Origin of the sequence: Kribbella sp. NBC_00889 (genome assembly GCF_045207705.1) — a bacterium.
Classification (GTDB): Bacteria; Actinomycetota; Actinomycetes; order Propionibacteriales; family Kribbellaceae; genus Kribbella.
The window spans coordinates 8,064,738-8,087,574 of sequence record NZ_CP108783.1 but is presented as its reverse complement, the minus strand read 5'-3'; the positions used below and the strand labels follow the sequence as shown (position 1 = coordinate 8,087,574).

24 protein-coding genes are annotated in these 22,837 nt (G+C 68.3%); 14 read left to right on the top strand and 10 right to left on the bottom strand.

Annotated features, from left to right (window positions below; genetic code table 11):
* Positions 1-47: 47 nt before the first annotated feature.
* From OG817_RS39770 to OG817_RS39755, 4 genes are read left to right on the top strand one after another with little or no spacing between them, the layout of a single operon-like run.
* Complete coding sequence (locus OG817_RS39770) at positions 48-1,097, top strand: maleylacetate reductase (RefSeq protein ID WP_406050123.1); 1,050 nt, start codon at positions 48-50, stop codon at positions 1,095-1,097.
* Positions 1,094-2,290, top strand: coding sequence for a thiolase family protein (locus tag OG817_RS39765; protein ID WP_406050121.1), 1,197 nt, complete (start codon positions 1,094-1,096; stop codon positions 2,288-2,290). Before OG817_RS39770 ends, OG817_RS39765 begins: the two co-directional genes overlap by 4 nt.
* A gap of 11 nt (positions 2,291-2,301) precedes the next feature.
* A complete protein-coding gene (locus tag OG817_RS39760) occupies positions 2,302-3,171 on the top strand; it encodes a dioxygenase (RefSeq protein ID WP_406050120.1) in 870 nt (289 codons plus the stop codon).
* Positions 3,168-4,898, top strand: a complete 1,731-nt coding sequence (locus OG817_RS39755) for an FAD-dependent oxidoreductase (RefSeq protein ID WP_406050119.1) — start codon at positions 3,168-3,170, stop codon at positions 4,896-4,898. Before OG817_RS39760 ends, OG817_RS39755 begins: the two co-directional genes overlap by 4 nt.
* Here OG817_RS39755 and OG817_RS39750 read toward each other — a convergent pair.
* The 3 genes from OG817_RS39750 to OG817_RS39740 form a co-directional block, all read right to left on the bottom strand.
* Entirely contained in the window at positions 4,887-5,075 is a 189-nt protein-coding gene (locus OG817_RS39750) for a hypothetical protein (RefSeq protein ID WP_406050118.1), read from the bottom strand. The two genes, OG817_RS39755 and OG817_RS39750, sit on opposite strands and share 12 nt — an antisense overlap.
* A 100-nt stretch (positions 5,076-5,175) precedes the next feature.
* Positions 5,176-6,411, bottom strand: coding sequence for an alpha-amylase family protein (locus tag OG817_RS39745; protein WP_406050117.1), 1,236 nt, complete (start codon positions 6,409-6,411; stop codon positions 5,176-5,178).
* On the bottom strand, positions 6,411-7,070 hold the full coding sequence (locus OG817_RS39740) for a TrmH family RNA methyltransferase (RefSeq protein WP_406057619.1): 660 nt from the start codon (positions 7,068-7,070) through the stop codon (positions 6,411-6,413). Before OG817_RS39740 ends, OG817_RS39745 begins: the two co-directional genes overlap by 1 nt.
* Before the next feature lie 33 nt (positions 7,071-7,103).
* Between OG817_RS39740 and OG817_RS39735 the strand changes: the two genes are divergently transcribed.
* Positions 7,104-7,805 (top strand): DedA family protein, encoded by a 702-nt coding sequence (locus OG817_RS39735; RefSeq protein WP_406050116.1) that lies wholly within the window; start codon positions 7,104-7,106, stop codon positions 7,803-7,805.
* Here the strand turns inward: OG817_RS39735 and OG817_RS39730 are convergent.
* The 6 genes from OG817_RS39730 to pyrE form a co-directional block, all read right to left on the bottom strand.
* Positions 7,795-8,670: a hypothetical protein gene (locus OG817_RS39730; protein ID WP_406050115.1), complete on the bottom strand. Its 876-nt coding sequence runs from the start codon at positions 8,668-8,670 to the stop codon at positions 7,795-7,797. The two genes, OG817_RS39735 and OG817_RS39730, sit on opposite strands and share 11 nt — an antisense overlap.
* A gap of 62 nt (positions 8,671-8,732) precedes the next feature.
* Positions 8,733-9,143 carry a hypothetical protein gene (locus tag OG817_RS39725; protein ID WP_406050114.1) on the bottom strand — a complete coding sequence of 137 codons (411 nt, stop codon included), beginning with the start codon at positions 9,141-9,143 and terminating at the stop codon, positions 8,733-8,735.
* Between the two features lie 89 nt (positions 9,144-9,232).
* Positions 9,233-12,208, bottom strand: a complete 2,976-nt coding sequence (locus OG817_RS39720; RefSeq protein WP_406050112.1) for an AfsR/SARP family transcriptional regulator — start codon at positions 12,206-12,208, stop codon at positions 9,233-9,235.
* A 216-nt stretch (positions 12,209-12,424) separates the two neighbouring features.
* The gene (locus OG817_RS39715) at positions 12,425-13,183 is read right to left on the bottom strand and encodes a LemA family protein (protein WP_396392904.1); all 759 of its coding nucleotides are present in this window, start codon (positions 13,181-13,183) and stop codon (positions 12,425-12,427) included.
* Between the two features lie 64 nt (positions 13,184-13,247).
* On the bottom strand, positions 13,248-13,964 hold the full coding sequence (locus OG817_RS39710; protein ID WP_406050110.1) for a DUF3137 domain-containing protein: 717 nt from the start codon (positions 13,962-13,964) through the stop codon (positions 13,248-13,250).
* Positions 13,964-14,509 (bottom strand): orotate phosphoribosyltransferase, encoded by a 546-nt coding sequence (gene pyrE / locus OG817_RS39705; RefSeq protein WP_406050109.1) that lies wholly within the window; start codon positions 14,507-14,509, stop codon positions 13,964-13,966. Before pyrE ends, OG817_RS39710 begins: the two co-directional genes overlap by 1 nt.
* A 152-nt stretch (positions 14,510-14,661) precedes the next feature.
* On the opposite strand from pyrE, the gene tdh reads away from it, so the two are divergent.
* From tdh to OG817_RS39670, 7 genes are all read left to right on the top strand, one after another.
* Positions 14,662-15,711 (top strand): L-threonine 3-dehydrogenase, encoded by a 1,050-nt coding sequence (gene tdh, locus OG817_RS39700; protein WP_396392907.1) that lies wholly within the window; start codon positions 14,662-14,664, stop codon positions 15,709-15,711.
* An 11-nt stretch (positions 15,712-15,722) separates the two neighbouring features.
* Complete coding sequence (locus tag OG817_RS39695) at positions 15,723-16,892, top strand: glycine C-acetyltransferase (RefSeq protein ID WP_406057617.1); 1,170 nt, start codon at positions 15,723-15,725, stop codon at positions 16,890-16,892.
* Between the two features lie 107 nt (positions 16,893-16,999).
* Positions 17,000-17,833 (top strand): SAM-dependent methyltransferase, encoded by an 834-nt coding sequence (locus OG817_RS39690; protein ID WP_406050108.1) that lies wholly within the window; start codon positions 17,000-17,002, stop codon positions 17,831-17,833.
* Between the two features lie 62 nt (positions 17,834-17,895).
* A complete protein-coding gene (locus OG817_RS39685; RefSeq protein ID WP_396392909.1) occupies positions 17,896-18,171 on the top strand; it encodes a ribbon-helix-helix protein, CopG family in 276 nt (91 codons plus the stop codon).
* A complete protein-coding gene (locus OG817_RS39680; RefSeq protein ID WP_406050106.1) occupies positions 18,171-18,581 on the top strand; it encodes a type II toxin-antitoxin system VapC family toxin in 411 nt (136 codons plus the stop codon). The genes OG817_RS39685 and OG817_RS39680 overlap by 1 nt, the downstream gene beginning before the upstream one ends.
* Before the next feature lie 102 nt (positions 18,582-18,683).
* Complete coding sequence (locus OG817_RS39675; protein WP_406050105.1) at positions 18,684-19,721, top strand: winged helix DNA-binding domain-containing protein; 1,038 nt, start codon at positions 18,684-18,686, stop codon at positions 19,719-19,721.
* A gap of 59 nt (positions 19,722-19,780) precedes the next feature.
* The gene (locus OG817_RS39670; protein WP_396392912.1) at positions 19,781-20,605 is read left to right on the top strand and encodes an aldo/keto reductase; all 825 of its coding nucleotides are present in this window, start codon (positions 19,781-19,783) and stop codon (positions 20,603-20,605) included.
* 8 nt (positions 20,606-20,613) lie between these two features.
* On the opposite strand, the gene OG817_RS39665 is transcribed toward OG817_RS39670, so the two are convergent.
* A complete protein-coding gene (locus OG817_RS39665; RefSeq protein ID WP_406050104.1) occupies positions 20,614-21,549 on the bottom strand; it encodes a LysR family transcriptional regulator in 936 nt (311 codons plus the stop codon).
* A gap of 99 nt (positions 21,550-21,648) precedes the next feature.
* On the opposite strand from OG817_RS39665, the gene OG817_RS39660 reads away from it, so the two are divergent.
* A complete protein-coding gene (locus tag OG817_RS39660; protein ID WP_406050103.1) occupies positions 21,649-21,969 on the top strand; it encodes a hypothetical protein in 321 nt (106 codons plus the stop codon).
* The gene (locus tag OG817_RS39655; RefSeq protein ID WP_396392915.1) at positions 21,926-22,825 is read left to right on the top strand and encodes a LysR family transcriptional regulator; all 900 of its coding nucleotides are present in this window, start codon (positions 21,926-21,928) and stop codon (positions 22,823-22,825) included. Before OG817_RS39660 ends, OG817_RS39655 begins: the two co-directional genes overlap by 44 nt.
* The last annotated feature ends 12 nt before the right edge of the window (positions 22,826-22,837 follow it).

Sequence of the window (22,837 nt, the reverse complement as noted above, 5' to 3'; positions counted from 1 at the left end):
TACGTCGCAAGGCCGAACGGTGACTGTGGCGGACGAGGTGGTCGTGGATGACGAGCGACTTCGTGCACACGTTCTTTCCCGGGCGGGTGGTGTTCGGGGCGGGGTCGCTCGATCAGGTGGCGGCCGAGGTCGAGTTGCTCGGGGTACGGCGAGCCCTGGTGGTGGCGACGAATTCGGCGCGGGACGCGGCTGACGTGGTCGAGGTCGAGCTGAAGGATCGGTTCGCGGGCCGGATCGACGGGGTGACGCAGCACGTGCCGACCGAGGTTGCGGAGAACGCGCGAGCGAAGGCGCGGGAGATCGACGCCGACGGGTTGGTCGCGATCGGCGGTGGCTCGGCGATCGGCCTGGCGAAGGCGGTTGCGCTGACCGGAGAGCTCCCCATCGTGGCCGTTCCTACGACGTACGCCGGATCCGAGATGACCCCGGTCTGGGGCGAGACGTCCGGCGGCAGCAAGACCACCGGCACCGACCTGAAGGTGTTGCCGAAGGTTGTGGTTTACGACGCGGTGCTCAGTCAGCATCTGCCGTTGAAGGTGACGGCTGCCAGCGTGGCCAACGCCATCGCACATTGCGTCGAGGCGGTGTGGACACCCAAGGCCGACCCGATTACCGAGACAACAGCCGTCGAAGGAGCACGAGCCCTCGCAGCAGGACTCAGAGCGATCGGCCAGGATCCCACCGACATCGATGCCCGGAGCAACCTTCTGTACGGCGCCTGCCTCGGAGGCTCCGCACTGGCGACAGCCGGCACCGGGCTGCACCACAAGCTGTGCCATCTCCTCGGCGGCACCTACAACCTCCCGCACGCCGAGACCCATGCCGCGGTTCTGCCGCAGGTGACCCGCGTCAAGGCGACAGAAGTACCGCAGGCCAAGGAACGGCTCGAGGCGGCGCTCGGGACCGACGACCTGGCGACCGGGCTGTACGACCTGTTCACCGACGCCGGCATCTCCACCAACCTGAAGGACCTCGGCCTGACCGAGGACCAGGCGGAGGAAGCCGCGCGCACGTTCCAGGGAGCTCCGCCCGAGCTCCTGCACGACATCCTCACCCGCGCATGGGCCGGTACCCGGCCCGAAGGAGCGACCCGATGAGATCCGCCTTCCTGCTGGACGCGGTCCGCACCCCCGTCGGCAAACTCGGTGGCGCGCTCGCGGCAGCCCGTCCCGACGACCTCGCCGCGGCGACCCTCCAAGAACTCGCCGGCCGCACCGGCATCGACCCGGCCGAGCTGGACGACGTCTTCCTCGGCAACGCCAACGGCGCCGGCGAGGAGAACCGCGACGTCGCCCGAATGGCCGCACTCCTGGCCGGCTTCCCCACCAGCGTCCCCGGTACGACGGTCAACCGCCTCTGCGGATCCGGACTCGAAGCCGCGATCCAGGCGGCCCGGGCGGTCGAGACGAACGACGCCAGCCTGGTCATCGCCGGTGGCGTGGAGTCGATGAGCCGCGCGCCCTGGGTACTCCCGAAGCCTGAACGCGCCTATCCGCACGGCAGCATGACCGCCGAGTCGACCTCCCTCGGCTGGCGGCTGGTCAACCCGAAGATGCCGAAGGACTGGACGATCTCGCTCGGCGAAGCGACGGAGCGACTGGCCGAGAAGTACGGCGTCACCCGCGACGCGCAGGACCTGTTCGCACTGGAGAGCCACGAGAAGGCCGCGAAGGCGTGGGCGGTGGGCGCCTTCGACGCGGAGATCGTGCCGTGGGAGCACCTCGCGATCAAGGGGCAGCCGCTCACCCGCGACGAGTCGATCCGCGACGGCGGCACCCCCGAGGTGATGGCCAAACTCAAGCCGGCCTTCCGCACCGACGGCACGGGGACAGTGACCGCCGGCAACGCATCCACGTTGAACGACGGCGCATCCGCCGTACTGATCGCCGACGAGGAAACCGCCGGCCGGCTGGGCCTGGCCCCGATGGCGCGGATCGTCAGCAGGGCAGTGCACGCGGTGGATCCGCAGTACTTCGGGATCGGACCGGTCGAGGCGTCGAACAAGGCGCTGAAGAAGGCAGGCATCGGCTGGGACGATCTGACCCTGGTCGAGCTCAACGAGGCGTACGCGGCGCAGAGTCTTGCTTGCCTGCAGCAATGGCCCGGCCTGGACCGGGACAAGGTGAATGTGAACGGCGGGGCGATCGCGCTCGGGCATCCCCTGGGCAGTTCGGGAACCCGCATTCTGACCACTCTCGCGCACGAACTGAAGCGGCGCGGCGGTGGCTTCGGCCTGGCGACGTTGTGCATCGGCGTCGGCCAAGGGCTCGCGATGGTGATCGAGGCGTGAGGAGCAACCGGATGGATCTGCAAGGCGGCGACCTGACCGATGCGGTGGTGGCCAGCTTCGACGGCAGCCCGGACCCGCGGACCAAGGCGGTGATGAGCGCGCTGGTGCGGCACCTGCACGAGTTCGCACGGGAGGTGAAGCTGACCGAGGCGGAGTACTTCACCGCGATCGACTTCCTGACCCGGACCGGGCAGATCTCGACGGGCACCAGACAGGAGTTCGTCCTGCTGGCCGACGTACTCGGGCTCTCGATGCTCACTGTCGGCCTCGGCAATCCGAAGTCCACGGGTGCCACCGAGTCCACTGTTTTCGGGCCGTTCTTCGTCGAGGGCTCGCCCGCGGTCGAACTCGGCGGGGACATCTCGAACGGCGCTCCCGGACATCCGTGCCTGGTGAGCGGCCGGGTCCTGAGCACCAAGGGCGAGCCGATCGCGGGGGCGCTGGTGGAGACCTGGCAGGCCGACGAGGACGGCTTCTACGACGTTCAGAAGGACACCGACGGTCCGCAGAACCGCGGCCACCAAACGACCGATGCTGAGGGCAACTATTCGTTCTGGGCGGTGCGACCGGTTGCCTATCCGATCCCGGACGACGGACCGGTCGGCGGGCTGCTGAGGGCAGGCGGCCGCGGCGCGATGCGACCGGCGCACGTCCACTTCATGGTGACCGCACCTGGTTACGCCCGGCTGATCACCCACGTGTTCGCGAGAGGTGACGAGTACCTCGTGAAGGATGCGGTCTTCGGCGTCAAGGACTCGCTGATCGCCGACTTCGTCGAGCATCCGGCCGGTACGGCGCCGGACGGCAGGACCTTCGACGAACCCTTCTACACGGTCGACTACGACCTGATTCTCGCGACCACCGAGGAGGCCCAGCAGTGATCACGACGGATGTTCTCATCGTGGGCACCGGCCCTGCCGGTGGCGCCGCTTCGCTGTTCCTGTCCACGTATGGCATCGACACCATCGTCCTGACCCGCTACGGCTGGACGGCCAACACTCCGCGGGCCCACATCACCAACCAACGCACTGTCGAGTTGATGCGCGACATGGGCATCGAAGACCAGATCATCGACAAGGGCACGGCGCACCATCTGATGGGCCAGACCGCGTTCTGCACCAGCCTGGCCGGTGAGGAGATCGGCCGGATTCGCACCTGGGGCACGCACCCGCGCCGGCTGGCCGACTACACCGAGGCGAGCCCGACCCTCCCCTGCGACCTGCCGCAGACGCTGTTCGAGCCGATCCTGGTGAGTACGGCGGCCGGCCGTGGTGCGCGAGTCCGGTTCGACACGGAGTACGTGTCGCTGGAGCAGGACGATGACGGAGTCACGGCGACTGTCCGCGACCGGCTGAGCGGAGAGACGTACCAGATCCGAGCCAAGTACCTGATCGGCGCGGACGGCGGGCGCAGCAAGGTCGCCCAGGACATCGGGCTGCCGATGGCGGGCGCGATGGACATCGAGGGTTCGATGAACATCGTCTTCGAGGCCGACCTGTCCAAGTACGTCGCGCACCGCCCGAGCGTCCTGTACTGGGTGCTCCAGCCGGGTGCACAGATCGGCGGCATCGGCGCCGGCCTGGTGCGGATGGTCCGGCCGTGGAACGAGTGGCTGATCGTCTGGGGCTACGACATCTCCCAGCCCGCGCCGGTGGTCGACGAGGCGATGGCGACCGAGATCGTGCACAACCTGGTGGGTGACGACACGATCGGCGTGAAGCTGAAGAGTACGTCGGTGTGGAGCGTCAACCACATGTACGCCGAGAAGGCCTCGAACGGCCGGGTGTTCTGCATGGGTGACGCGATCCACCGGCATCCGCCGAGCAACGGACTCGGCTCGAACACGTCCATCCAGGACGCGTACAACCTGGCCTGGAAGCTGGCGCTGGTCCTGCGCGGCCAGGCGGACCCGAGCCTGCTGGAGACGTACGACGCGGAGCGGACGCCGATCGCGCAACAGATCGTCGAGCGGGCCAACAAGAGCCGCACCCAGTTCGGCCAGATCTTCCGCGCGCTCGGCATGACGCCGGACGCGCCGGCCGGGCGGACGATCGAGTCACGCAAGGACGACACCCCGGAGGGTGCCGCCCAGCGCGACGAACTGCGGACCGCGATCGAGCTCAAGGACTACGAGTTCAACGCGCACGGCGTCGAGCTCGGCCAGCGGTACCACTCGGCCGCCGTGATTCCGGACGGTACGCCGGAGCCGGCGTACGAGCGGGATGCTGAGCTGTACTACCACCCGACGACCTGGCCGGGCGCCCGGATCCCGCACTGCTGGCTGACCCGCGGCTCGGAGACCGTCAGCACCCTCGACGTGGTCGGCAAGGGCCGGTTCACGCTGCTCACCGGGATCGGCGGCGAGGCCTGGGTGAAGGCCGCACAGTCCGTGTCCGAGCATCTCGGCGTACCGATCGAGCCGTACGTGATCGGGCCGGGCCGCGAGCTGGAGGACCTGTACGGCGACTGGTCGCGGGCGCGGGAGATCCCGGACCACGGCTGTCTCCTGGTCCGTCCGGACGCGCACATCGCCTTCCGCGCGTCCGAGCTTCCCGACGACGCCACCGACGCCCTGCAGCAAGCCTTCACGCAGTTGCTAGGCCGCTGAGGTCGGCTGGGCCTCCCGCAGGATCTGGTCGAGAATCGCCGAGATTTCGGCGGCCTCGGCGTCGAGGAGGGTGATCAGCGCCACCCGCGAGGTTTCCGTGCGCGCCTCGCGTGCAGCAGCGCTCAGGGCGCGCACGGTCCCGAGCTCATGAATCAGTTCGTCCCACAGAGCACTCATCAACTACCCCCTGTTCCCGTCACAAACCCAGTACGACACCTGCGATGCGTGCCGCCCCGCCCGAGTTGGGGCTGACTTTGGTCGAGAAGCCTCACTTCTGTCACTGGGACAACGCGGCAACCTCGCCGGGGGTTACGCGTTCCGTCAACAATCTCCAGCTGTGCGCCGCCACGGTCAGCGGATCACCGGCCTCCACAGGGAAGTCGTAGGCCTCGTCCGAGACGTTCAGCAGAAGCAGCACCGAGTCGTCGCCACTGCCGGACCGCAGAGCAATCGCCGCGTTGGTCAGATGCTCGACCTTCGTCCGGCTCCGCGTCAGCCACGCGTGCTGCCGCCGTACGCCGATCAGCCATTGATGCAGCTCGTACGTCGGCCAGCCGGACGGATCCAACCCTGCGGGCGTCGCCGGGAACTCCGGGCGGATCGCGTCGTCGCCTCCCTCGCGATCCTCCTTGAGCCCGCGGAAGGCCTGCTCGTCGCCGTAGTACACGCTCGGCACGCCGGCGACGGTGAACAGGATCGCCAGCGCGTGACCGAGGTGCCGCTCGTCGTCCAGCCGGGTCGCGAGCCGCGTCACGTCATGATTGCCGACGAACGTCTGCGGCACGAACGCGTCCAGCAGCGCATCATGCCGCTCGAGGGCGTAGGCGAGCTCGAAGAAGTTGCCGTCGTTCAGCGAGCTCCAGATCGCCTTCCACAGTTCGTACTGCGTCACCGAGTCGAGCCCGCTCTTCGTGACGTACCCGGCGTAGTCGCCGTGGATCACCTCACCGAAGAACCACGCCTCCGGGAATCGGTCCCGCGGCAGCGCCGCCTGCCAGAACTCGGGCGGTACGGCGTACGCCGCATCCAGCCGCCAACCGTCGACACCGCGCTCGAGCCAGTGACCGAGCACCTCGGAGACGTACTGCGCCACCTCGGGCCGGCTGTGATCCAGCGCGACAAGGTGGTCGTGGCCCTCGAAACTGTCGAGCGATCCGTCCGGGCGACGCCGGAACCACTCGTCCGGCCCGTTGAAAGACCGCGCGACGTGGTTGAACACCCCGTCCAGCGCGATCCGCAGACCACGGTCGTGCGCGGCCGCGACCAAGCCGTCGAAGTCCGCTTCGTCACCCAGCCGGGGATCGATCCGGAAGTGGTCGATGGTGTCGTAACCGTGCGTCTCCGCGGCGAACACCGGGCCTAGTAGGAGCCCTGAGCAACCAAGTTCGACCGCGTAGTCGAGCCAGTTCTCCAACTGGGGCAGGCGATGCACGACCGACGTACCCGCGGTCTTCTCCGCGCCGGCGAAGCCGAGGGGGTAGACCTGCCACCAGATCACGTGGTCAGCCCACATCAGGCCTCCTGACCGAACGTGTGGCGACGGACCCACGCGTGCATGGCGATCGCCGCGGCCGCGCTCGCGTTGATCGACCGGGTGGATCCGAACTGCGCGATCGACAGCACGTCGGCGCAGATCGCGTGCGCTTCGGCGGTCAGCCCCGGTCCCTCCTGACCGAACAGCAGCACGCATCCGGCGGGCAGGTCATACGTCTCCAGCGGGACCGAGCCGGGCAGGTTGTCGATCCCGATCACCGGGAGATCGCGCTCGGCGGCGTACGACGCCAGGTCCTCGAGGCGTGGGTGGTGGCGGACATGCTGGTAGCGGTCGGTGACCATCGCGCCACGGCGGTTCCACTTCCGGTTGCCGACGATGTGTACCTCGGCCGCCAGGAAAGCGTTCGCCGTCCGGACCACGGAGCCGATGTTCAGGTCATGCTGCCAGTTCTCGATCGCGACGTGGAACGGGTGCCGCTGCTGGTCCAGATCTTCGACGATCGCGTCGAGTGTCCAATAGCGGTACTTGTCGACCACATTGCGCCGGTCACCGGACGTGAGCAGCTCCGGGTCCAGCCGCGGATCGTCGGGCCATTCGCCCTGCCACGGGCCGACGCCGACCTCGTTCGGCCCGACCAGGTCGGCTCCGATCAGGTCTCTCTTCTCCTCGCCAATCAGCTCCCGCACAGCTGGGGACGCTACCCTGTCCGCGTGCTTTCTCTCGTCGCGATGCTGATGCCGAACTGGATGGACCCGGAATACCTGCTGAACTGGCTGGGTGACTGGGCCCTCTGGGGCACGGCCGCGGTGGTGTTCATCGAGTGCGGATTGCTGTTCCCGATCCTGCCCGGTGACTCACTGCTGTTCGCCGTCGGCCTGTTCATCGCGCACGGCACGATCGACGTACCGCTGTGGCTGGCCTGTGTGATCCTGACCGTCGCGGCGTTCGCCGGGAACGTGTCGGGCTACTACATCGGCCGCGTCCTCGGTACGACGTTGTTCAAGAACCCGAATGCGCGGTTCCTGAAACCGAAGTACATCGAGCAGACACACGAGTTCTTCGCGCGGTACGGGCCGCGCGCGCTGGTGCTGGCGCGGTTCGTGCCGATCGTGCGGACCTTCATCACGATCGTGGCGGGCGCCGGCAAGATGGACCCGCGCAAGTTCTTCCTCTGGACCGGCATCGGCGCGGTCCTCTGGGCGACCGGCATCACCCTGCTCGGCCACGCGCTCGGCCGGGTCAAGTTCATCCACGACCACCTCGAGTCGGCACTGATCCTGCTGGTCCTGATCTCGCTGATCCCGATGGTCGTCGAATACATCCTGGCCAAGCGCCGCACCCGCCGCGCCCAGCCCGCCGACGAGACCTCAGCACCCCCGAAGCACGCCGCCACCAACCACGTCAACGACTGACGATCAGCCCGAGGCACATTTCCAGCGGGACCGATGGCGCTCCGAGGCCGAGTGCTCCGAACCGCTCCCCCGCCAGCAAGCGCGCGACGTCCGCGGGTGAGATGGGTTCGTGCCGGCCGACGTAGTCGAGCTCGGACTCGTGGATGCGTAGGTCGAGGTCGGACATGGCGGCGTTGATTCGGGTGGTGCCGTAGAACTCGGGTTTGCCGCCCTTGTCGAGCCAGCGGGCGAAGCCGAGGACGGTGGTTTCCATGGGAATCTTGCGCATGGCGGGTGTGAGGAGGCCCAGTTCCTCGCGGAGTTCGCGTTCCATCCCGGTGGAGACTGCCTCGGACAGGCGGGTCGTGCCGATGATGTCCTTCGGTTCCAGGCTTCCGGAGCCGCTGGGGGCGACCAGACCGGGTGAAGATCGCGAGCCCATGCCCTGGTGGAGCAGGAGCATCCAGCCGTCGGAGGTGAGGGCGACTGTCGAGACGCCGATCTGGTTGCTGAGGTCGTTCTTGCTCAGTGGGACCAGCCGGCCGTCAGCAGTGAAGAGGTGGTGCGTGATGTCGGCGCTGACTCCGGCCGGCGTGCCGGTCCGCCACTGCTCTCCGGCGAGGTAGGTGGACGCCATCGTGTCGAAGTACCGGACCGGCTGCAGGCGGATCTCGCCGCCGGCAGGATCAAGGTCTTCGCTGAGGCCGGCGTTCAGACCGTTGAACGACGGCGCACCCGGGCCTGACCGGTCCAGCGCGAGGACCTCGGGCTGGATCGCCGCCAGGTCTGGCGGCAGGACGTACGGCTGCTCAGCAAGTACGACGGGCCTGTCCAGGCTGCGGTCGATCGACCGGCTGGTCACCACCGTGCCGCGGGCGCACCGCACGACGCGCCAGTCACCCTCGACGGTGACTGGCTGGTTGATCGGAGTACTCCTCGGTGGGCGAATCAGTGGGCGAACGGGAAGTGCGGGTCCGACCATACCCAGTCGGTGCTCAGGTCGCTGAGCGTAGCGACCTCCACCGACCCGGCGGGCAGCGGACCGACCACCTGACCGGAGCCGACCGCGCAGGCGACCCGGATCCGGTCAACCCCCTGGTACCAGACCAGCGCCCCCCTTGGCGCCGCCCCTTCGTGCAGAAGGGCATGGTGGTCGAGCCACCGCACCGCGTCGGCCGAATCCTGCCAGCCACTGTCGTGCGCATAACCGAAGGCCATCCGCTGGAACTTCAGCGTCCAGTCCTGCCACGCCGTCGATCCCACCCGTTCCAGCTGCCAGTTCAGCGCGGCCTCGGTGTCCCGCGGGTTCGCCACCCGCGGGACGATCCGGCGCTCCACAACTGCCTCCCCCCAGGCCATAGGTTCCATCCCCCGATTCCCCCGAACCCGCCGGCCTGTGCCGTCGTGTGCAAGCGAGTCTGCCGAAGCCGGATACAGCCGCCGTACATTCAGCCGGCGGCTACTCCGGTGTCGAAGGCAGCCAGTTCGCGGCGGCACTCGGCTGCCTGCTCGTCGTTGCCGGCCTGCTGCCACACCCGCGCAGCGCGGTCGAGCGTACGCCGGGCCGAGTCGAGATTGCCCGTGGACACATAGAGTTGTCCGAGTTGCTGCGCGGCCTGACCCTCGACGCTGCGGTCGCCCAACCGGTGTCCGATATCCATCGCATCCAGCAGCATCTTCCGCGCTGCAGCGACTTCACCGCGCGCCACCAGCGCTTTACCGAGCTCGGCCCGCGTGTACGCCGCACAGTGGTCGTCACCCATGCCGTTGAAGATCTCCAGCGCACGCCTCAACTGACGCACAGCCTGGTCGGACCGCCCTTGTTGCGCCCGCAACGCCGCGATCCGGCGCCGTACCTTCGCCTCACGGTGGCTGTCGACCCGCCGTACTGCGAGCAGGAACGCCTGGGCGAGATAACGGCCGGCGGTGTCGGTGTCGTCGCGGCGCAGCCACATGTTGGCGGCTGCGGTCCGCGCCAGTGCCTCGCCGTTCGCGTTGCCTGCCTCGAGGAACGCCTCGATCGCGGCCTCGTACTGCACCAATGCTTCGTCGCGCCGGCCGCGTTCGCGCAGCCAGGTGCCCATCCCCACCGCGGTGACGCCGGTCCCGAGCCGGTTCCCGATCTCGCCGAACACGCGCGCGGCCTCGTCGAGATGGTGCCAGGCGGTGTCCCAGTCGTCCTGATACAGCGCGAGCTGGCCGAGGTTGCGGTGCATGATCGCCTCGCCGCGCCGATCCCCACAGGAGATCGCACTGAGCAGGCCCTGATGGTGCGACCCATGCCAGTCGTCGAACCCGGCCCGCATGTCCAGGTACGGCGCCCACGCGCAAGCGATCCGCCAGGCGTAGTCATGCAGACCGTTCTGCGCCGCCGCACGGATCGACGGCACGAACGTGCTGCGCTCGCTGTCGAACCAGGCGATCGCGTCCGTCTCGGTGAACGGCGCGGGATCGGGGGCGTCCAACGGGCCGTAGTGCTCGAGGACACCGAAGTACTCGAAGTTCAAGGCGGCGTTGGCCCGGCGGATCTTGTTCAGGATCGCGTCGAGCACAATCTCGACATCCCGGACCGCCCGCGCCTTCTGCTCCTCGTCGCCGACACCGATCGCATGCAGCCGGAGCAGGTCGTGGACCCGGTAACGCGCCGTACCGCGGTGGTCGACCGAGCTGATCCGGACCAGGTTGACCTCGATCAGGCGATCCAGGCTGCGGCGGACCGAGGCCGGCGAGGCCACCGCCTCCAACGCGCGAGCAGAGAAGACGCCGACGGCGAAGTGACCGATCAGCCGGTACAGCCGGGCCTGTTCCGGACTGAGTGCGTCGTAGCTGAGGTCGGCGCTGGTGCGGACGGCGAGCTCGCCGATGCTCAGCTCGTCCAGGCGCGAGGTCTCGTCGCCCAGCCGCCGGGCGAGCTCACGCAGGCTCAGGTCCGGTCGCTGCGCCAGCCGGCTGCCGGCGATCCGGATCGCCAGCGGCAGGTTCCCGCAGGCGGTCAGAATCTCCTCGGCGGCAGTCGACGTACGGTCGACCCGGCCGGCACCGGCGACCAGCTCGAGCAGCTCGGCCGCCTCGCCGTCGTCGAAGGTGTCGAGCGGCAGGCTGTCCGCGCCGGCCAGATCCATCAGCCGGTTCCGGCTGGTGACGACCACCGCGGACGCACCGGTACCCGGCATCAGCGGAGTCACCTGGCCGGCCGTCGCGACGTCGTCGAGGATGATGAGCACCCGCCGGCTGGCCAGCTCGGACCGCAGCATCGCCGACCGGCGCTCCGGGTCGGCCGGGATCGCGAAGTCGGGCAGGTTGAGGCTGAGCAGCACATCGGTGAGTGCTCCGGCCGGATCACGCGGCTGCGTCGCGCCGTGCATGTCCAGATAGATCTGCCCGTCCGGGAACGAATCCCGGACCAGATGACCCAGCCGGACGGCCAGAGATGTCTTCCCGGTGCCCGGCGCTCCGGAGATGACGGCGATCGGCGGACGGACCGGATCGCGGCCGCAGACCAGGTCGCGCAGCTGCTCCAGGTGCTCCTCCCGGCCGCTGAAGTCGGCCAGGTCGAGCGGCAACTGACTCGGCGGCCGCTGCGGATCGGTCAGCTCGGGCGCCGCCATCGGACCCGGTTGTACGACCTCGGGTTCCGCCGTACGGACCGAGGGGATGCCCGGGTTCGGCCAGTTGGCGGAGCGGCCGTTCTCGGCGCGGGCGCCGGCGGCTTCGAGCTCAGGGCCCGGCTTGATGTCGAGCTCCTCGGCGAGGGTCTGGACCGCCTTGCCGTACGCCGCCCGCGCTTCGCCGACACGACCGGCGGCCAGGAGCGCGTCGACGAGCCGACGCCACAGCTGCTCGTCGTACGGGTCGTCGGTGAGTCGCGCGCTGAGCAGGACGGCCGCACCACTCGCGTCGCCGTGCTCCAGGCGCAGGTCGAGCAGGGTGTCCACCAGGCCGCGATGCTGTGCTTCCAGGCGAGCGATCGAGCCCTCCCAGGCGGCGGGAATCGGCAGGCCCTCGAGTGGCCGTCCGCGCCAGAGCGAGTAGGCGCGGGACAGAACCTGCATGGCATGGCGGCTGTCGCCGGCGTCGCGGAGGTGGCCGCCTTCGGCCAGCAGCGTCTCGAACAGGCTGGCATCGAGCTCGTCGACGCCGACCTCGATGCTGTACCCGGCGGCCGAGGTGTCGATCGGCGCCGGCAGCCCGGCCTCCTGCAGGACGCCGCGCAGCGCCCGGACGTACGTCCGGATGTTCGCCACGGCGGACCGCGGCGGGCTGTTCTCCCAGAGCGCGTCGGCGATCAGATCGGTCGAGACGAACCGATTGGGGTGCAGGAGCAACGTTGCCAGCAACTGCCGCGGCTTGGCGGCGCGCAGCGGCTGGCCCTGGACGTGAACAAGGCGCAGGGGTCCGAGGATTGCGTACCTCAGACTGTCCACTGCTGTGCCCTCTCCGTGATGAACCGACCTATGGTGTCATCCCCTGTGCCCGGCGTGAAGGCCGATGTACGCCGGATGTATCTCAGTCGGTCACAGTTGACTCAGGTACCGGGGGGAGGCAGGGCTCGGGAGTGGCGACTTGACCGCCGTCGCACCCGAGCCTGGCACTGGTAGGGAGTCCTGGTTCGGGGGTCCTGGACTACGGGGAACCGGTGCCTAGTGGCCACCGGTGAACGGCGGCTGTCCGTCCTGCGGGCTGGGGGAACCCGCAGGCGGGCCGCCCACCGGTGGCTGCGGCTGGCCCTGATAGTTGCCCTGCTCACCCGGAATCTCCGGCTGGATCTGGCCCGACGACTGCGGCCCGGCCTGCATCTGCGGCGGCGCCTGCTCACCGGCGACCGAGCCGATGGTCCCGAACGACACCTGCGGCACCGACCGCACCTGCTCGTCGCGGACCTCGAAGTACCCGGCCTTCTCGAACTTGAAGCCGTTCGCGATCAGGTTCGACGGGAACGCCTCGACCCGGGTGTTGTAGTCGCCGACGTTCGCGTTGAAGAACCGCCGGCCGGCCGCGATCCGGTCCTCGGTGTCGGTCAGCTCGCGCTGCAGGTTCAGGAAGTTCTGGTTCGACTGCAGCTGCGGGTACGCCTCGACCGAGATCATCATCTGACGCAGCGCACCGGACAGCTCGCCCTCCGCGGCGGCCCGCTGCTCCGGCGGCGCGCCCTGCACGTTCACCGCCTGGGTCCGCAGCCGGGCGACCTCCTCGAACACGTGCCGCTCGTGCGCGGCGTACGCCCGGACGGTCTCGACCAGGTTCGGGATCAGGTCGTACCGGCGGTGCAGCTCGACGTCGATCTGCCGCCAGGACTCCTGGATCAGGTTCCGCTGCTTGACGAAGCGGTTGTACGAGACCATCAGCGCGATTCCCAGAATCACGATGATCGCGACGACCGCGATGATGACGAAGGTCATGCCCTGCTCCCGAGTGTCGGTGATGCTGCGTGCGACTCTACGGGTCCTCGGGTCCGCCGTACTGTCAGTAGCCTTGTGGTGGCTGTACGCGAGGGTCGACGCCGGCATAGTCGCGCCAGACGTACGGCGGGACCTGCTCGAGCACCTGTTGCAGCAGGGTGAGGCGGTTCATGACCTCGGTCGGGTTGTGATCGCCCTTGTCCCAGCCGAGCAAGGAGTTGCCCTCGATCCGCCAGCCGATCTCGCCGCGGGCGAGCAGGAGCTCCATCATCCGCGGCGTCACCACCGCGTGCCCGTAGCGCTCGTCGTCCGCCTTCACCCGGAACGCGCGGTTGAACTGCTCGCTCTCGAACTGGAGGTCACGGAACCCGAGTGCGTTCGCCACCACGCCGCCGAAGATCCCCTCGTGGGTGACCTCCAGGTGCGGCAGCGCGCCCGGCAGCTGCACGACGACCACGCCGAACTTGTGGGTCGTCGTCGTACGACGGCCCTTCGAGTCGGTGGAGTGCGTCTGGTAGCTGTAGTCGAAGGCAACCATCTGATGGCCGTTGTACGCACCGGACAGCACGTTCTTGACCCGCCAGTTGTCACCGGTCTGGAACGGCGTACCCGACCACTGCCCGGCCAGCGCGTTGTTGTCGGGCAGGTAGGTCCAGCCCTGCTGCGAGGCGAACCCGGCGAACAGCTCGCGCCGCTTCTTCGCGGCCAGGTAGTTGAAGTAGAAGATGCCGCCGGCGACGACCAGCGCGACCAGGACGATCAGGACCGGGCTGATGTTCATCAGCCGAGGCCCAGGTCCTCGAGCCCGAACACCGCCCGGTACGGCAGCCCCTCCGACTCGACCTTCTCCTTTGCGCCGGTCGAGCGGTCGACGATCACCGCGACCGCGACCACCTCGGCCCCGGCCTCGCGCAGCGCCTCGACCGCGGTGAGCACCGAACCGCCGGTGGTGGACGTGTCCTCGACCGCGAGCACCCGGCGACCCTTCACCTCCGGCCCTTCGATCCGGCGCTGCAGGCCGTGCGTCTTCTCCGCCTTCCGTACGACGAAGGCGTCCAGCGTCCGGCCCTGCTGCGCGGCCGCGTGCAGCATCGACATCGCGACCGGGTCGGCGCCGAGGGTCAGTCCGCCGACGGCCTCGTACTCCAGGTCCTTGGTCAGCTCGAGCATCGCCGGGCCGATCAGCGGCGCGGCGGCCGCGTCCAGCGTGATCCGGCGCAGGTCTACGTAGTAGTCGGCTTCCTTCCCCGACGCCAGCGTCACCCGGCCGTGCACGATGGCCTTCGACTTCACCTGCTCCAGCAGTCCGTCCCGGTCGTAGCTCATGGGCGTCGAGCTTAGATGACGCGGCAGTTCACGATTTCTCGCCAGGCGGAACAGTATGCAGTTGAACTGCACAGGCTGTGTACGACGTGTCGATGGACGCCGGTGGTTGCCCGGGACGACGATGTGGACGATCGTCGTCAGTGGAGGTGCGCGTGAAGGCGCTGGTGAAGGCTGAGGCCCGGCCCGGTCTGTGGTTGCAGGACGTCCCGGAGCCGAAGATCGAGGCCGACGAAGTACTGATCAAGGTGCTCCGCACCGGTCTGTGCGGCACCGATCTGCACATCCAGAGCTGGGACCCCTGGGCACAGAAGAACGTGCCGGTGCCGATGGTGACCGGGCACGAGTTCTGCGGCGAGGTGGTCGAGATCGGCGTCGGTGTCCGTGACGTCGCGGTCGGTGACCTGGTCAGCGGCGAGGGCCACCTGGTCTGCGGCCGCTGCCGCAACTGCCGCGCCGGCCGCCGGCACCTGTGCATCAAGACCCGCGGCCTCGGCGTGCACGTGCCGGGTGCGTTCGCCGAGTACGTCGCCCTGCCTGCGAGCAACGCGTGGGTCCACAAGGACCCGGTCGACCTGGACGTCGCGGCGATCTTCGACCCGTTCGGGAACGCCGTACACACGGCTCTGTCCTTCCCGCTGGTCGGCGAGGACGTGCTGATCACCGGGGCCGGACCAATCGGAGTGATGGCCGCGGCAGTCGCGCTGCATGCCGGTGCGCGCAACGTGGTGATCACCGACCTGTCGGAGTACCGGCTGGATCTGGCCCGCAAGATCGGCGTCACCCGGGCGGTGAACGTGGGCTCGGAGACCATCGCCGACGCGCAGCGGAGCCTGGGCATGCGCGAGGGTTTCGACGTCGGCATGGAGATGTCCGGGAAGCCGGCCGCGCTGCGGGACATGCTGGCGAACATGACGCACGGCGGCCGGATCGCGATGCTCGGGCTGCCGGCGGACGAGATCGCGATCGACTGGAGCACGGTGGTGCTCAACATGCTGACGATCAAGGGCATCTACGGCCGGGAGATGTTCGAGACCTGGTACTCGATGTCGGTGATGCTGGAGCGCGGCCTGGACCTGACTCCGGTGATCACCCACCGGTTCGGGTACGCCGACTTCGAGCGGGCCTTCGACGTAGCCCGGCAGGGACACTGCGGCAAGGTGATCATGGACTGGACCACTGAATCCCTGGAGGAGAAGCACTGATGTTCGGGCGGATGCGGGACGACCTGACGGCGGCCATCGGCGAGATCCGGGATGCCGGGCTGTACAAGTCCGAGCGGGTGATCACCTCACCCCAGCAGTCCTTGATCTCGGTTGCCTCGGGCAAGGAGGTGCTCAACTTCTGCGCGAACAACTACCTCGGCCTGGCCGACCACCCCGAGGTGATCGCGGCGGCCCGCGCGGCGCTCGACCAGTGGGGCTTCGGGATGGCGTCGGTCCGGTTCATCTGCGGGACGCAGCAGATCCACAAGGACCTGGAAGGTGCCCTGAGCACCTTCCTCGGCACCGAGGACACGATCCTCTACAGCTCCTGCTTCGACGCGAACGGCGGCCTGTTCGAGACCCTGCTCGGCGCCGAGGACGCGGTCATCTCCGACGAGCTCAACCACGCCAGCATCATCGACGGCATCCGGCTGTCCAAGGCCAAGCGCTACCGGTACAAGAACCGCGACATGTCCGACCTGGAGGCGCAGCTCAAGGACGCCGCCGACGCCCGTTACCGGCTGATCGCCACCGACGGCGTGTTCTCCATGGACGGGTACGTCGCTCCCCTCGACGAGATCTGCGACCTGGCCGAGCGGTACGACGCCCTGGTGATGGTCGACGACTCGCACGCGGTCGGTTTCGTCGGATCGGACGGCGCGGGTACGCCGTCCCTGTTCGGCGTGAAGGACCGGGTCGACGTCGTCACCGGCACCCTGGGCAAGGCGCTCGGCGGCGCATCCGGTGGTTACGTGTCCGGCCGGCGCGAGATCGTCGAACTGCTCCGGCAGCGGTCCCGGCCGTACCTGTTCTCCAACTCCCTCGCACCGTCGGTCACAGCGGCCTCGCTGAAGGCCCTCGAACTCATCGGCGGCTCGAGCACGCTGCGCGACAAACTGGCCGCCAACACCAAGCTCTTCCGCACCAAGATGACCGAGGCCGGCTTCGACGTACTCCCGGGCGAGCATCCGATCTCGCCGGTGATGATCGGCGACGCCGCGCAGGCCGGTCGCCTCGCCGACAAGCTTCTCGACCTCGGCATCTACGTGATCGGTTTCTCCTACCCCGTCGTACCGCACGGCAAGGCCCGCATCCGCGTCCAGCTGTCCGCCGCGCACTCCACCGAGGACGTCGAACGCGCCATCGCCGGCTTCATCGAAGCCCGCGCCGCGCTGGCCTGAGGACTACCTTCGATCCAGGAAAAGGTTGACACGCTGCCAATCACGTACTGTCGCAGATCAGCTACGATCGCTCCGTACTCGACAGCACCGGAGTAGGGAGTTTTTGGATGGCCGAGAGCGACGAATCCACCCTGACCGAACGGCTTGGGATGGACCGGCCGCACCCGGCCCGCGTCTACGACTATTTCCTGGGCGGCAAGGACAACTTCGCGGTCGACCGGCAGGCCGCGGAGCATCTGCTGGAGGCGTTTCCCGGGTTCCGTACGGCGGCGATGTCGAACCGGATGTGGATGCACCGCGCGGCTCGCTACGTGGCCGAGCAGGGCGTCACGCAGTTCCTCGACATCGGCACCGGCATCCCGACCAGCCCGAACCTGCACGAGGTCGTGCAGGAGACCGTGCCCGCGGCGCACATCGTCTACGCGGACAACGACCCGATCGTGCTGTCCCACTCCCGCGCCCTGATGACGAGCCGGCCCGAGGGCAGGACGGCGTACCTCGACGCCGACGTGATCGACCCGCAGTCGATCATGGGTTCGGACGAGGTGAAGGACCTGCTCGACCTGAGCAAGCCGGTCGCGCTGAGCCTGGTCGGCGTCTTCCACTACCTGCCCGACGCGCTCAAGCCGTACGACCTGGTCAAGGAGCTGCTCGAGCCGCTGGCGTCGGGGTCGTACCTCATCTTCTCGCACTGCACTCCGGACTTCGCCCCTGACCTGTGGGAGCAGGCGATCCAGGTCTACAAGGCCGACGGCGGCGACGCCCAGGTCCGCAGCAAGGAGGAGGTCTCCCGCTTCTTCGACGGCCTCGAACTGGTCGAGCCCGGCGTGTCCGCCCCCTTCCGCTGGCACCCCGACGACGAAACCGACGCCCTCGTCGCCAAGGGCGTCTTCACCGACATCTCCTGCAGCCTCTGGGTAGGCGTAGCCCGCAAACCCTGACACCCAACTCGGGTAGAGCTGACTTGGTACCACGGGTATACCACTCGCGGTACCATGCAGTCATGGCGATGAACCTGAGGCTGACCCCGGAAGCAGCGGCAGCGCTCCAGGCGGAGGCTGAGCGCACCGGCCGATCCCAACAGGAGATCGTCCGGGAAGCCGTCGGCCGTCATCTGCACCTGATCGGGGACGAGACTGGAACGACCGATCGAGAGCAGGCCAGGACTTCGCAGGCAGTACGTCCGGCACGAGTGCCCTATCGCAAGGTGATGCCGCGACTCCGCCTCCCGAAGGGCACCACCAGCCTCGACCTGCTCGATCGGGACGATCGCTTCTGATGCGCGTCTACCTCGACAGCAGCGCCCTGATCAAGCGAGTGATCGCCGAGGAGGAGTCCGGCGATCTGGTGGATTTCCTCGACACCCGGCATGCGGAGGGCGACCTGCTGGCGTCGTCGTCGCTCGCCTGGGTCGAGGTCTCCCGTGCGGTCCTCACGCGGGTCAAGTCGCCGACCGGCGCCGGCACCTTGATCGACGCCGCGATGTCCGGTGTCGACGAACGTCCGCTGACGTCAGATGTTGTCAGCGTTGCCCGGCGGATCGAGCCGCTCGTCCTGCGCAGCCTCGACGCCATCCACCTCGCGACGGCTGTGCTGATCGACGTCGATCTCGTTGTGACGTACGACGATCGGCTGGCGGATGCTTGTCGTCGCAACTCCCTCGCGGTCGAGTCGCCCGGTCGCAGCTGACGCGCCCGGCGGTCGACTGACTTTGTCGATGGGGTCCGGCAGGATGCGGGCATGGTGGTGATGAGTGGGCGGGCTGTGAATCGGGCGACGTTGGCTCGGCAGATGCTGGTTGAGCGGGCGGACGTGTCGGTGGTGGACGCGGTCGGGCGGTTGGTGGGGATGCAGGGGCAGGAGCCGAAGCATCCGTACGTCGGGTTGTGGTCGCGGGTCAGTGGGTTCGAGGAGGGGCAGCTCAACGCGGCGGTGCAGGGGCGTGAGGTGGTGCGGGCGACCGTGTTCCGCGGGACCTTGCATCTGGTGACTGCGGCCGACTACCTGCGGTTCCGGACCACGGTCGCGCCGGTGCTCGAGGCGGGGCTGCGGATGCTCGGTGATCGGGGCGAAGGACTCGAGCCGGACAAGGTGGTCGCGACGGCGCGGAAGCTGCTCGCGAAGGAGCCGCTGACGTTCACCGAGGTGCGGGACGCGCTGCAGCAGAAGTTCCCGGCGGTGAACGAACGGGCACTCGGGTTCTGCACCCGGATGCTGGTCCCGCTGGTGATGTACCCGACCGACGCCCGCTGGAGCTGGCCGGCGAACGCACGCTTCACTCCGGCCGAGGACTGGATCGGCGGGAAGCTCCACGCGAAGGCAGAAGCCCAGGAGCTCGTCACCAGATACCTGAACGCCTTCGGTCCGGCAACACCCGCCGACTTCCAGACCTGGTCAGGGCTGCAGAAGGCGAAGCCACTCTTCGACGCGCTCGACCTGGAGACGTTCACCGACGAGGTAGGCAAGACGCTGTACGACGTACCGGATGCGCCGCGGCCGGACCCGGACACCGCGGTCCCCGTGCGGTTCCTGCCGGAGTTCGACAATCTGCTGCTGGCACACGCGAAACGCGAGCGGATCATCGCCGACGAGCACCGGCCGGCCGTGTTCACCAAGAACCTGCGGATCAAATCGACGTACACGGTCGACGGCCTCGTCGCCGGGCTGTGGAACGCCGAGAAGAAGCGCGGTGTGGCCACTCTCACGCTGACGCCGTTCGGCCGCACGCTGAAGAAGACACTGACCGAGCTGGAGCGGGAAGGGACCGCGCTGCTGCGGTTCCTGGAGCCGGACGCGAAGACGCACGAGGTGGTTACGGCGGGTGAATGAGGTTGTTGTCACACGTCGGATGACTGGGCCAGAACCAGTGGACCCGGTGGAATAGACAAATGAACACAGTCCCCACCATCACTCTGGACAACGGCGTCGAGATTCCGCAGCTGGGCCTGGGGGTCTGGCAGGTCGAGGACGAGATCGTCACCGACGTCGTCACGACCGCGTTCGAAGCCGGCTACCGGCACATCGACACCGCGGCCGCCTACGGCAACGAGGCCGGCGTCGGGCGAGCGATCGCCGCGTCGGACCTGCCGCGCGACGAACTGTTCATCACCACCAAGCTGTGGAACAACGACCAGGGCTACGACACCACCCTGAAGGCGTTCGACAAGAGCATCGACCTGCTCGGCCTCGAGTACGTCGACCTGTACCTGATCCACTGGCAGTCGCTGAAGCGGGACAAGTACGTCGACACCTGGAAGGCGTTCGAGCAGCTGTACGCCGACAAGCGGGTGCGCGCGATCGGCGTCTCGAACTTCCACGAGCCGGCACTGCGGCGGCTGTTCGACGAGACCAGGATCCGGCCCGCGGTCAACCAGATCGAGCTGCACCCGGCGCTACCGCAGGACGAACTGCGCGCGTTCAACGCGGAGAACGACATCGTCACCCAGGCGTGGAGCCCGCTGGCGCAGGGCGAACTGCTCTCGCAGCCGGCTCTGCGGACGCTGGCGGACAAGCACGGCAAGACGCCCGCGCAGGTGGTCATCCGCTGGCACCTGCAGCTCGGCAACGTGGTGATCCCGAAGTCGAAGACGCCGAGCCGGATCCAGGAGAACTTCCAGGTCTTCGACTTCCAGCTGGACAACGACGACATGGCCGCGATCGCCGACCTCGAGACCGGCGTACGCACCGGCGGCGACCCCGACGTCTTCGGCTGAGCCTGCTCTCAGAGCACTTCCAGGAACCGGGCCAGCGCCGGTGATCGGTTGTCCGGCGACCAGACTACGGAGAGTGGCCACAGTGGTAGGTCGTCGGACAACTCGCGATACACGACCGAATCCGGGTTCGAGGGCGGGGTCGGACTGATCAACAACGAAACGCCGAGCCCGGCCGCGACGAGCGAGACGATCGTCTGCACGTCGGCCGCCTCCTGCTCGACCCGAGGCGTGAAGCCGGCCGCCCGGCAGAAGCTGACGATCGTGTCGTGCACCGCTGGTCCGCTGGCCCGCGAGTAGAACACGAACGAATCCCCGGCGAGCTCCTCCAGGCGCAAACGCTTGCGCGTGGCCAGCCGATGCCGCGCCGGCAGCACCGCGACCAGCGGATCCGACGACACCACCCGCGACGACAGCCCAGGAGCCAGCTGTACGACGGCCGTCCCGGCATCTCGCTCACCTGACGTTCGGTGCGACGTACCTGCCCCAGCCGCCGGGGTGTTCGGACGCAGCAGGCCGACGTCGATCCGGCCGTCACGTAGCGCCTCGGTCTGCCGCAAGGTCGTCAGCGACTCCAGGTCGAGCACGACCTCGGGGTACGCCGCGCGGAAGGCGCCCAGGATCCGCGGCAGCACTTCGAACGTCGCCGACTGCACGAATCGGAATCGCAGCGTCCCGAGCTCTCCGCGTTGCGTGCGTTGCGCTGCCCGCACCGCCTCATCGGCGCGCCGGAGCAGATCCTTCGCCTCGGCCAGGAACGTCTCCCCCGCCGCCGTCATCACGAAGCGCCGCCGGACCCGGGCGAACAACTCGACGCCCAGATCGTGCTCGAGCGCCGCGATCTGCCGGCTGAGCGACGGCTGCGTGAGGTGAAGCCGGATCGCCGCCCGGCCCACGTTCATCTCCTCGGCGACGACCACGAACGACCTGAGTTGGCGTAGCTCCATAAGGAGATCATGCACCAAACACATCAACTCTGCGAAAAGAATCCATTGGACGTATAGAGCGTTTGGTTTCTACCGTTGAAGGGTCGAAAGGAACCCACCATGCACTACGTCCCCTTCTCCGTGGTCAAGTCGATCCACGAGCAGACCCACTCAGCAATGCCGAACGCACCGGTCGTCCCGCACATACGGCGCGGTCCACGCCGGCAACCGCTGCGCGCCTTACGGCAGCTGATGCAGCGGCCGACCACCGTGACCAAGGCGGCGCCCGTCGCCGAGGTGGCGCCCGTCGCCAAGGTGGAGGCGCCGGCGTTGACGCTGGTCTCATCCACGGCCGGCCCGAACGGGTCTGCCATGGAGTTGTGCGAAGCTGAGGTTCGTGATCGAGGTACGACGACTGCGAGTGCTGCGCGCGCTTGCTGATCACGGCACCGTGACTGCGGCCGCCGAGGTGCTTCACCTGACGCCCTCGGCGGTCTCGCAGCAGCTGGCCGCACTGGAGTCCGAGGTCGGCCAGGAACTGCTCGAACGTCGCGGCCGCCGGGTCGCGATCACCTCGGCCGGCCGCCTGCTGCTGACCCACACCGACACCATCCTCACCGAGGTCGAGCGCGCCGAAGAGGCGATGCGGCTGCACGCGAACGGCAGCACCGGCGAGGTCCGCATCACCGCGTTCGCCACCGCGATCAGTCTGCTGGTCGCGCCCGCCCTCGCCCGGCTTCGCGCAACGAACCCCGGCCTTGACCTCGTCATCCGTGATGCCGAAGGTCATCAAGGCATCACCCAGTTGCTGGACGGCGACGTCGACATCGCGATCGCGGTCGAACACCGCGGCTCGCCACGCCCCGACGACCGTCGCCTGGTCCGGATCCCCTTGTACGCCGAGCCTTTCGTCGCGGTCCTGCCACCGTCACATCCGGCCGCGGCTCACGACACCATCGAACTGGCGATGCTCGCCGGCGACGACTGGGTGATGACCGCGCCCGGCAATCCGATCCGGGATGTGGTCGTGCTGGCGTGTGAGCAAGCCGGCTTCCAGCCGCGCGTCGTCCATCAGTCCGACGACTTCCGCGCCGTCGCCGCGCTGGTCGCCGCCGGCGCTGGTGTGTCACTGGTCCCACGCCTCGCCGTACCGGCTCCAACCCTTGCCCTCATCCGCCCGCTCCCCGACCCCGTCCCCACTCGGCGGGTGTACGCCGCAGTCCGCCCAGGTCGCGCCGACCACCCACTCGTCACCGCCACCCTCGCCGTCCTCACCGAGGTGGCCGAAAAACTCTGACGCCCCCGAGTC

Excerpts from the sequence above, each read along its gene's own strand:
- OG817_RS39745 (WP_406050117.1), bottom strand. The coding sequence starts at position 6,411 with ATGTGGGCTGACCACGTGATCTGGTGGCAGGTCTACCCCCTCGGCTTC.
- pyrE (WP_406050109.1), bottom strand. The coding sequence starts at position 14,509 with ATGAGCTACGACCGGGACGGACTGCTGGAGCAGGTGAAGTCGAAGGCC.
- OG817_RS39760 (WP_406050120.1), top strand. The coding sequence starts at position 2,302 with ATGGATCTGCAAGGCGGCGACCTGACCGATGCGGTGGTGGCCAGCTTC.
- OG817_RS39715 (WP_396392904.1), bottom strand. The coding sequence starts at position 13,183 with ATGACCTTCGTCATCATCGCGGTCGTCGCGATCATCGTGATTCTGGGA.
- OG817_RS39725 (WP_406050114.1), bottom strand. The coding sequence starts at position 9,143 with ATGGCCTGGGGGGAGGCAGTTGTGGAGCGCCGGATCGTCCCGCGGGTG.
- OG817_RS39670 (WP_396392912.1), top strand. The coding sequence starts at position 19,781 with ATGAACACAGTCCCCACCATCACTCTGGACAACGGCGTCGAGATTCCG.
- OG817_RS39665 (WP_406050104.1), bottom strand. The coding sequence starts at position 21,549 with ATGGAGCTACGCCAACTCAGGTCGTTCGTGGTCGTCGCCGAGGAGATG.
- OG817_RS39685 (WP_396392909.1), top strand. The coding sequence starts at position 17,896 with ATGGCGATGAACCTGAGGCTGACCCCGGAAGCAGCGGCAGCGCTCCAG.
- OG817_RS39690 (WP_406050108.1), top strand. The coding sequence starts at position 17,000 with ATGGCCGAGAGCGACGAATCCACCCTGACCGAACGGCTTGGGATGGAC.
- OG817_RS39710 (WP_406050110.1), bottom strand. The coding sequence starts at position 13,964 with ATGAACATCAGCCCGGTCCTGATCGTCCTGGTCGCGCTGGTCGTCGCC.
- OG817_RS39770 (WP_406050123.1), top strand. The coding sequence starts at position 48 with ATGACGAGCGACTTCGTGCACACGTTCTTTCCCGGGCGGGTGGTGTTC.
- OG817_RS39680 (WP_406050106.1), top strand. The coding sequence starts at position 18,171 with ATGCGCGTCTACCTCGACAGCAGCGCCCTGATCAAGCGAGTGATCGCC.
- OG817_RS39675 (WP_406050105.1), top strand. The coding sequence starts at position 18,684 with ATGCTGGTTGAGCGGGCGGACGTGTCGGTGGTGGACGCGGTCGGGCGG.
- OG817_RS39695 (WP_406057617.1), top strand. The coding sequence starts at position 15,723 with ATGCGGGACGACCTGACGGCGGCCATCGGCGAGATCCGGGATGCCGGG.
- OG817_RS39765 (WP_406050121.1), top strand. The coding sequence starts at position 1,094 with ATGAGATCCGCCTTCCTGCTGGACGCGGTCCGCACCCCCGTCGGCAAA.
- OG817_RS39660 (WP_406050103.1), top strand. The coding sequence starts at position 21,649 with ATGCACTACGTCCCCTTCTCCGTGGTCAAGTCGATCCACGAGCAGACC.
- OG817_RS39750 (WP_406050118.1), bottom strand. The coding sequence starts at position 5,075 with ATGAGTGCTCTGTGGGACGAACTGATTCATGAGCTCGGGACCGTGCGC.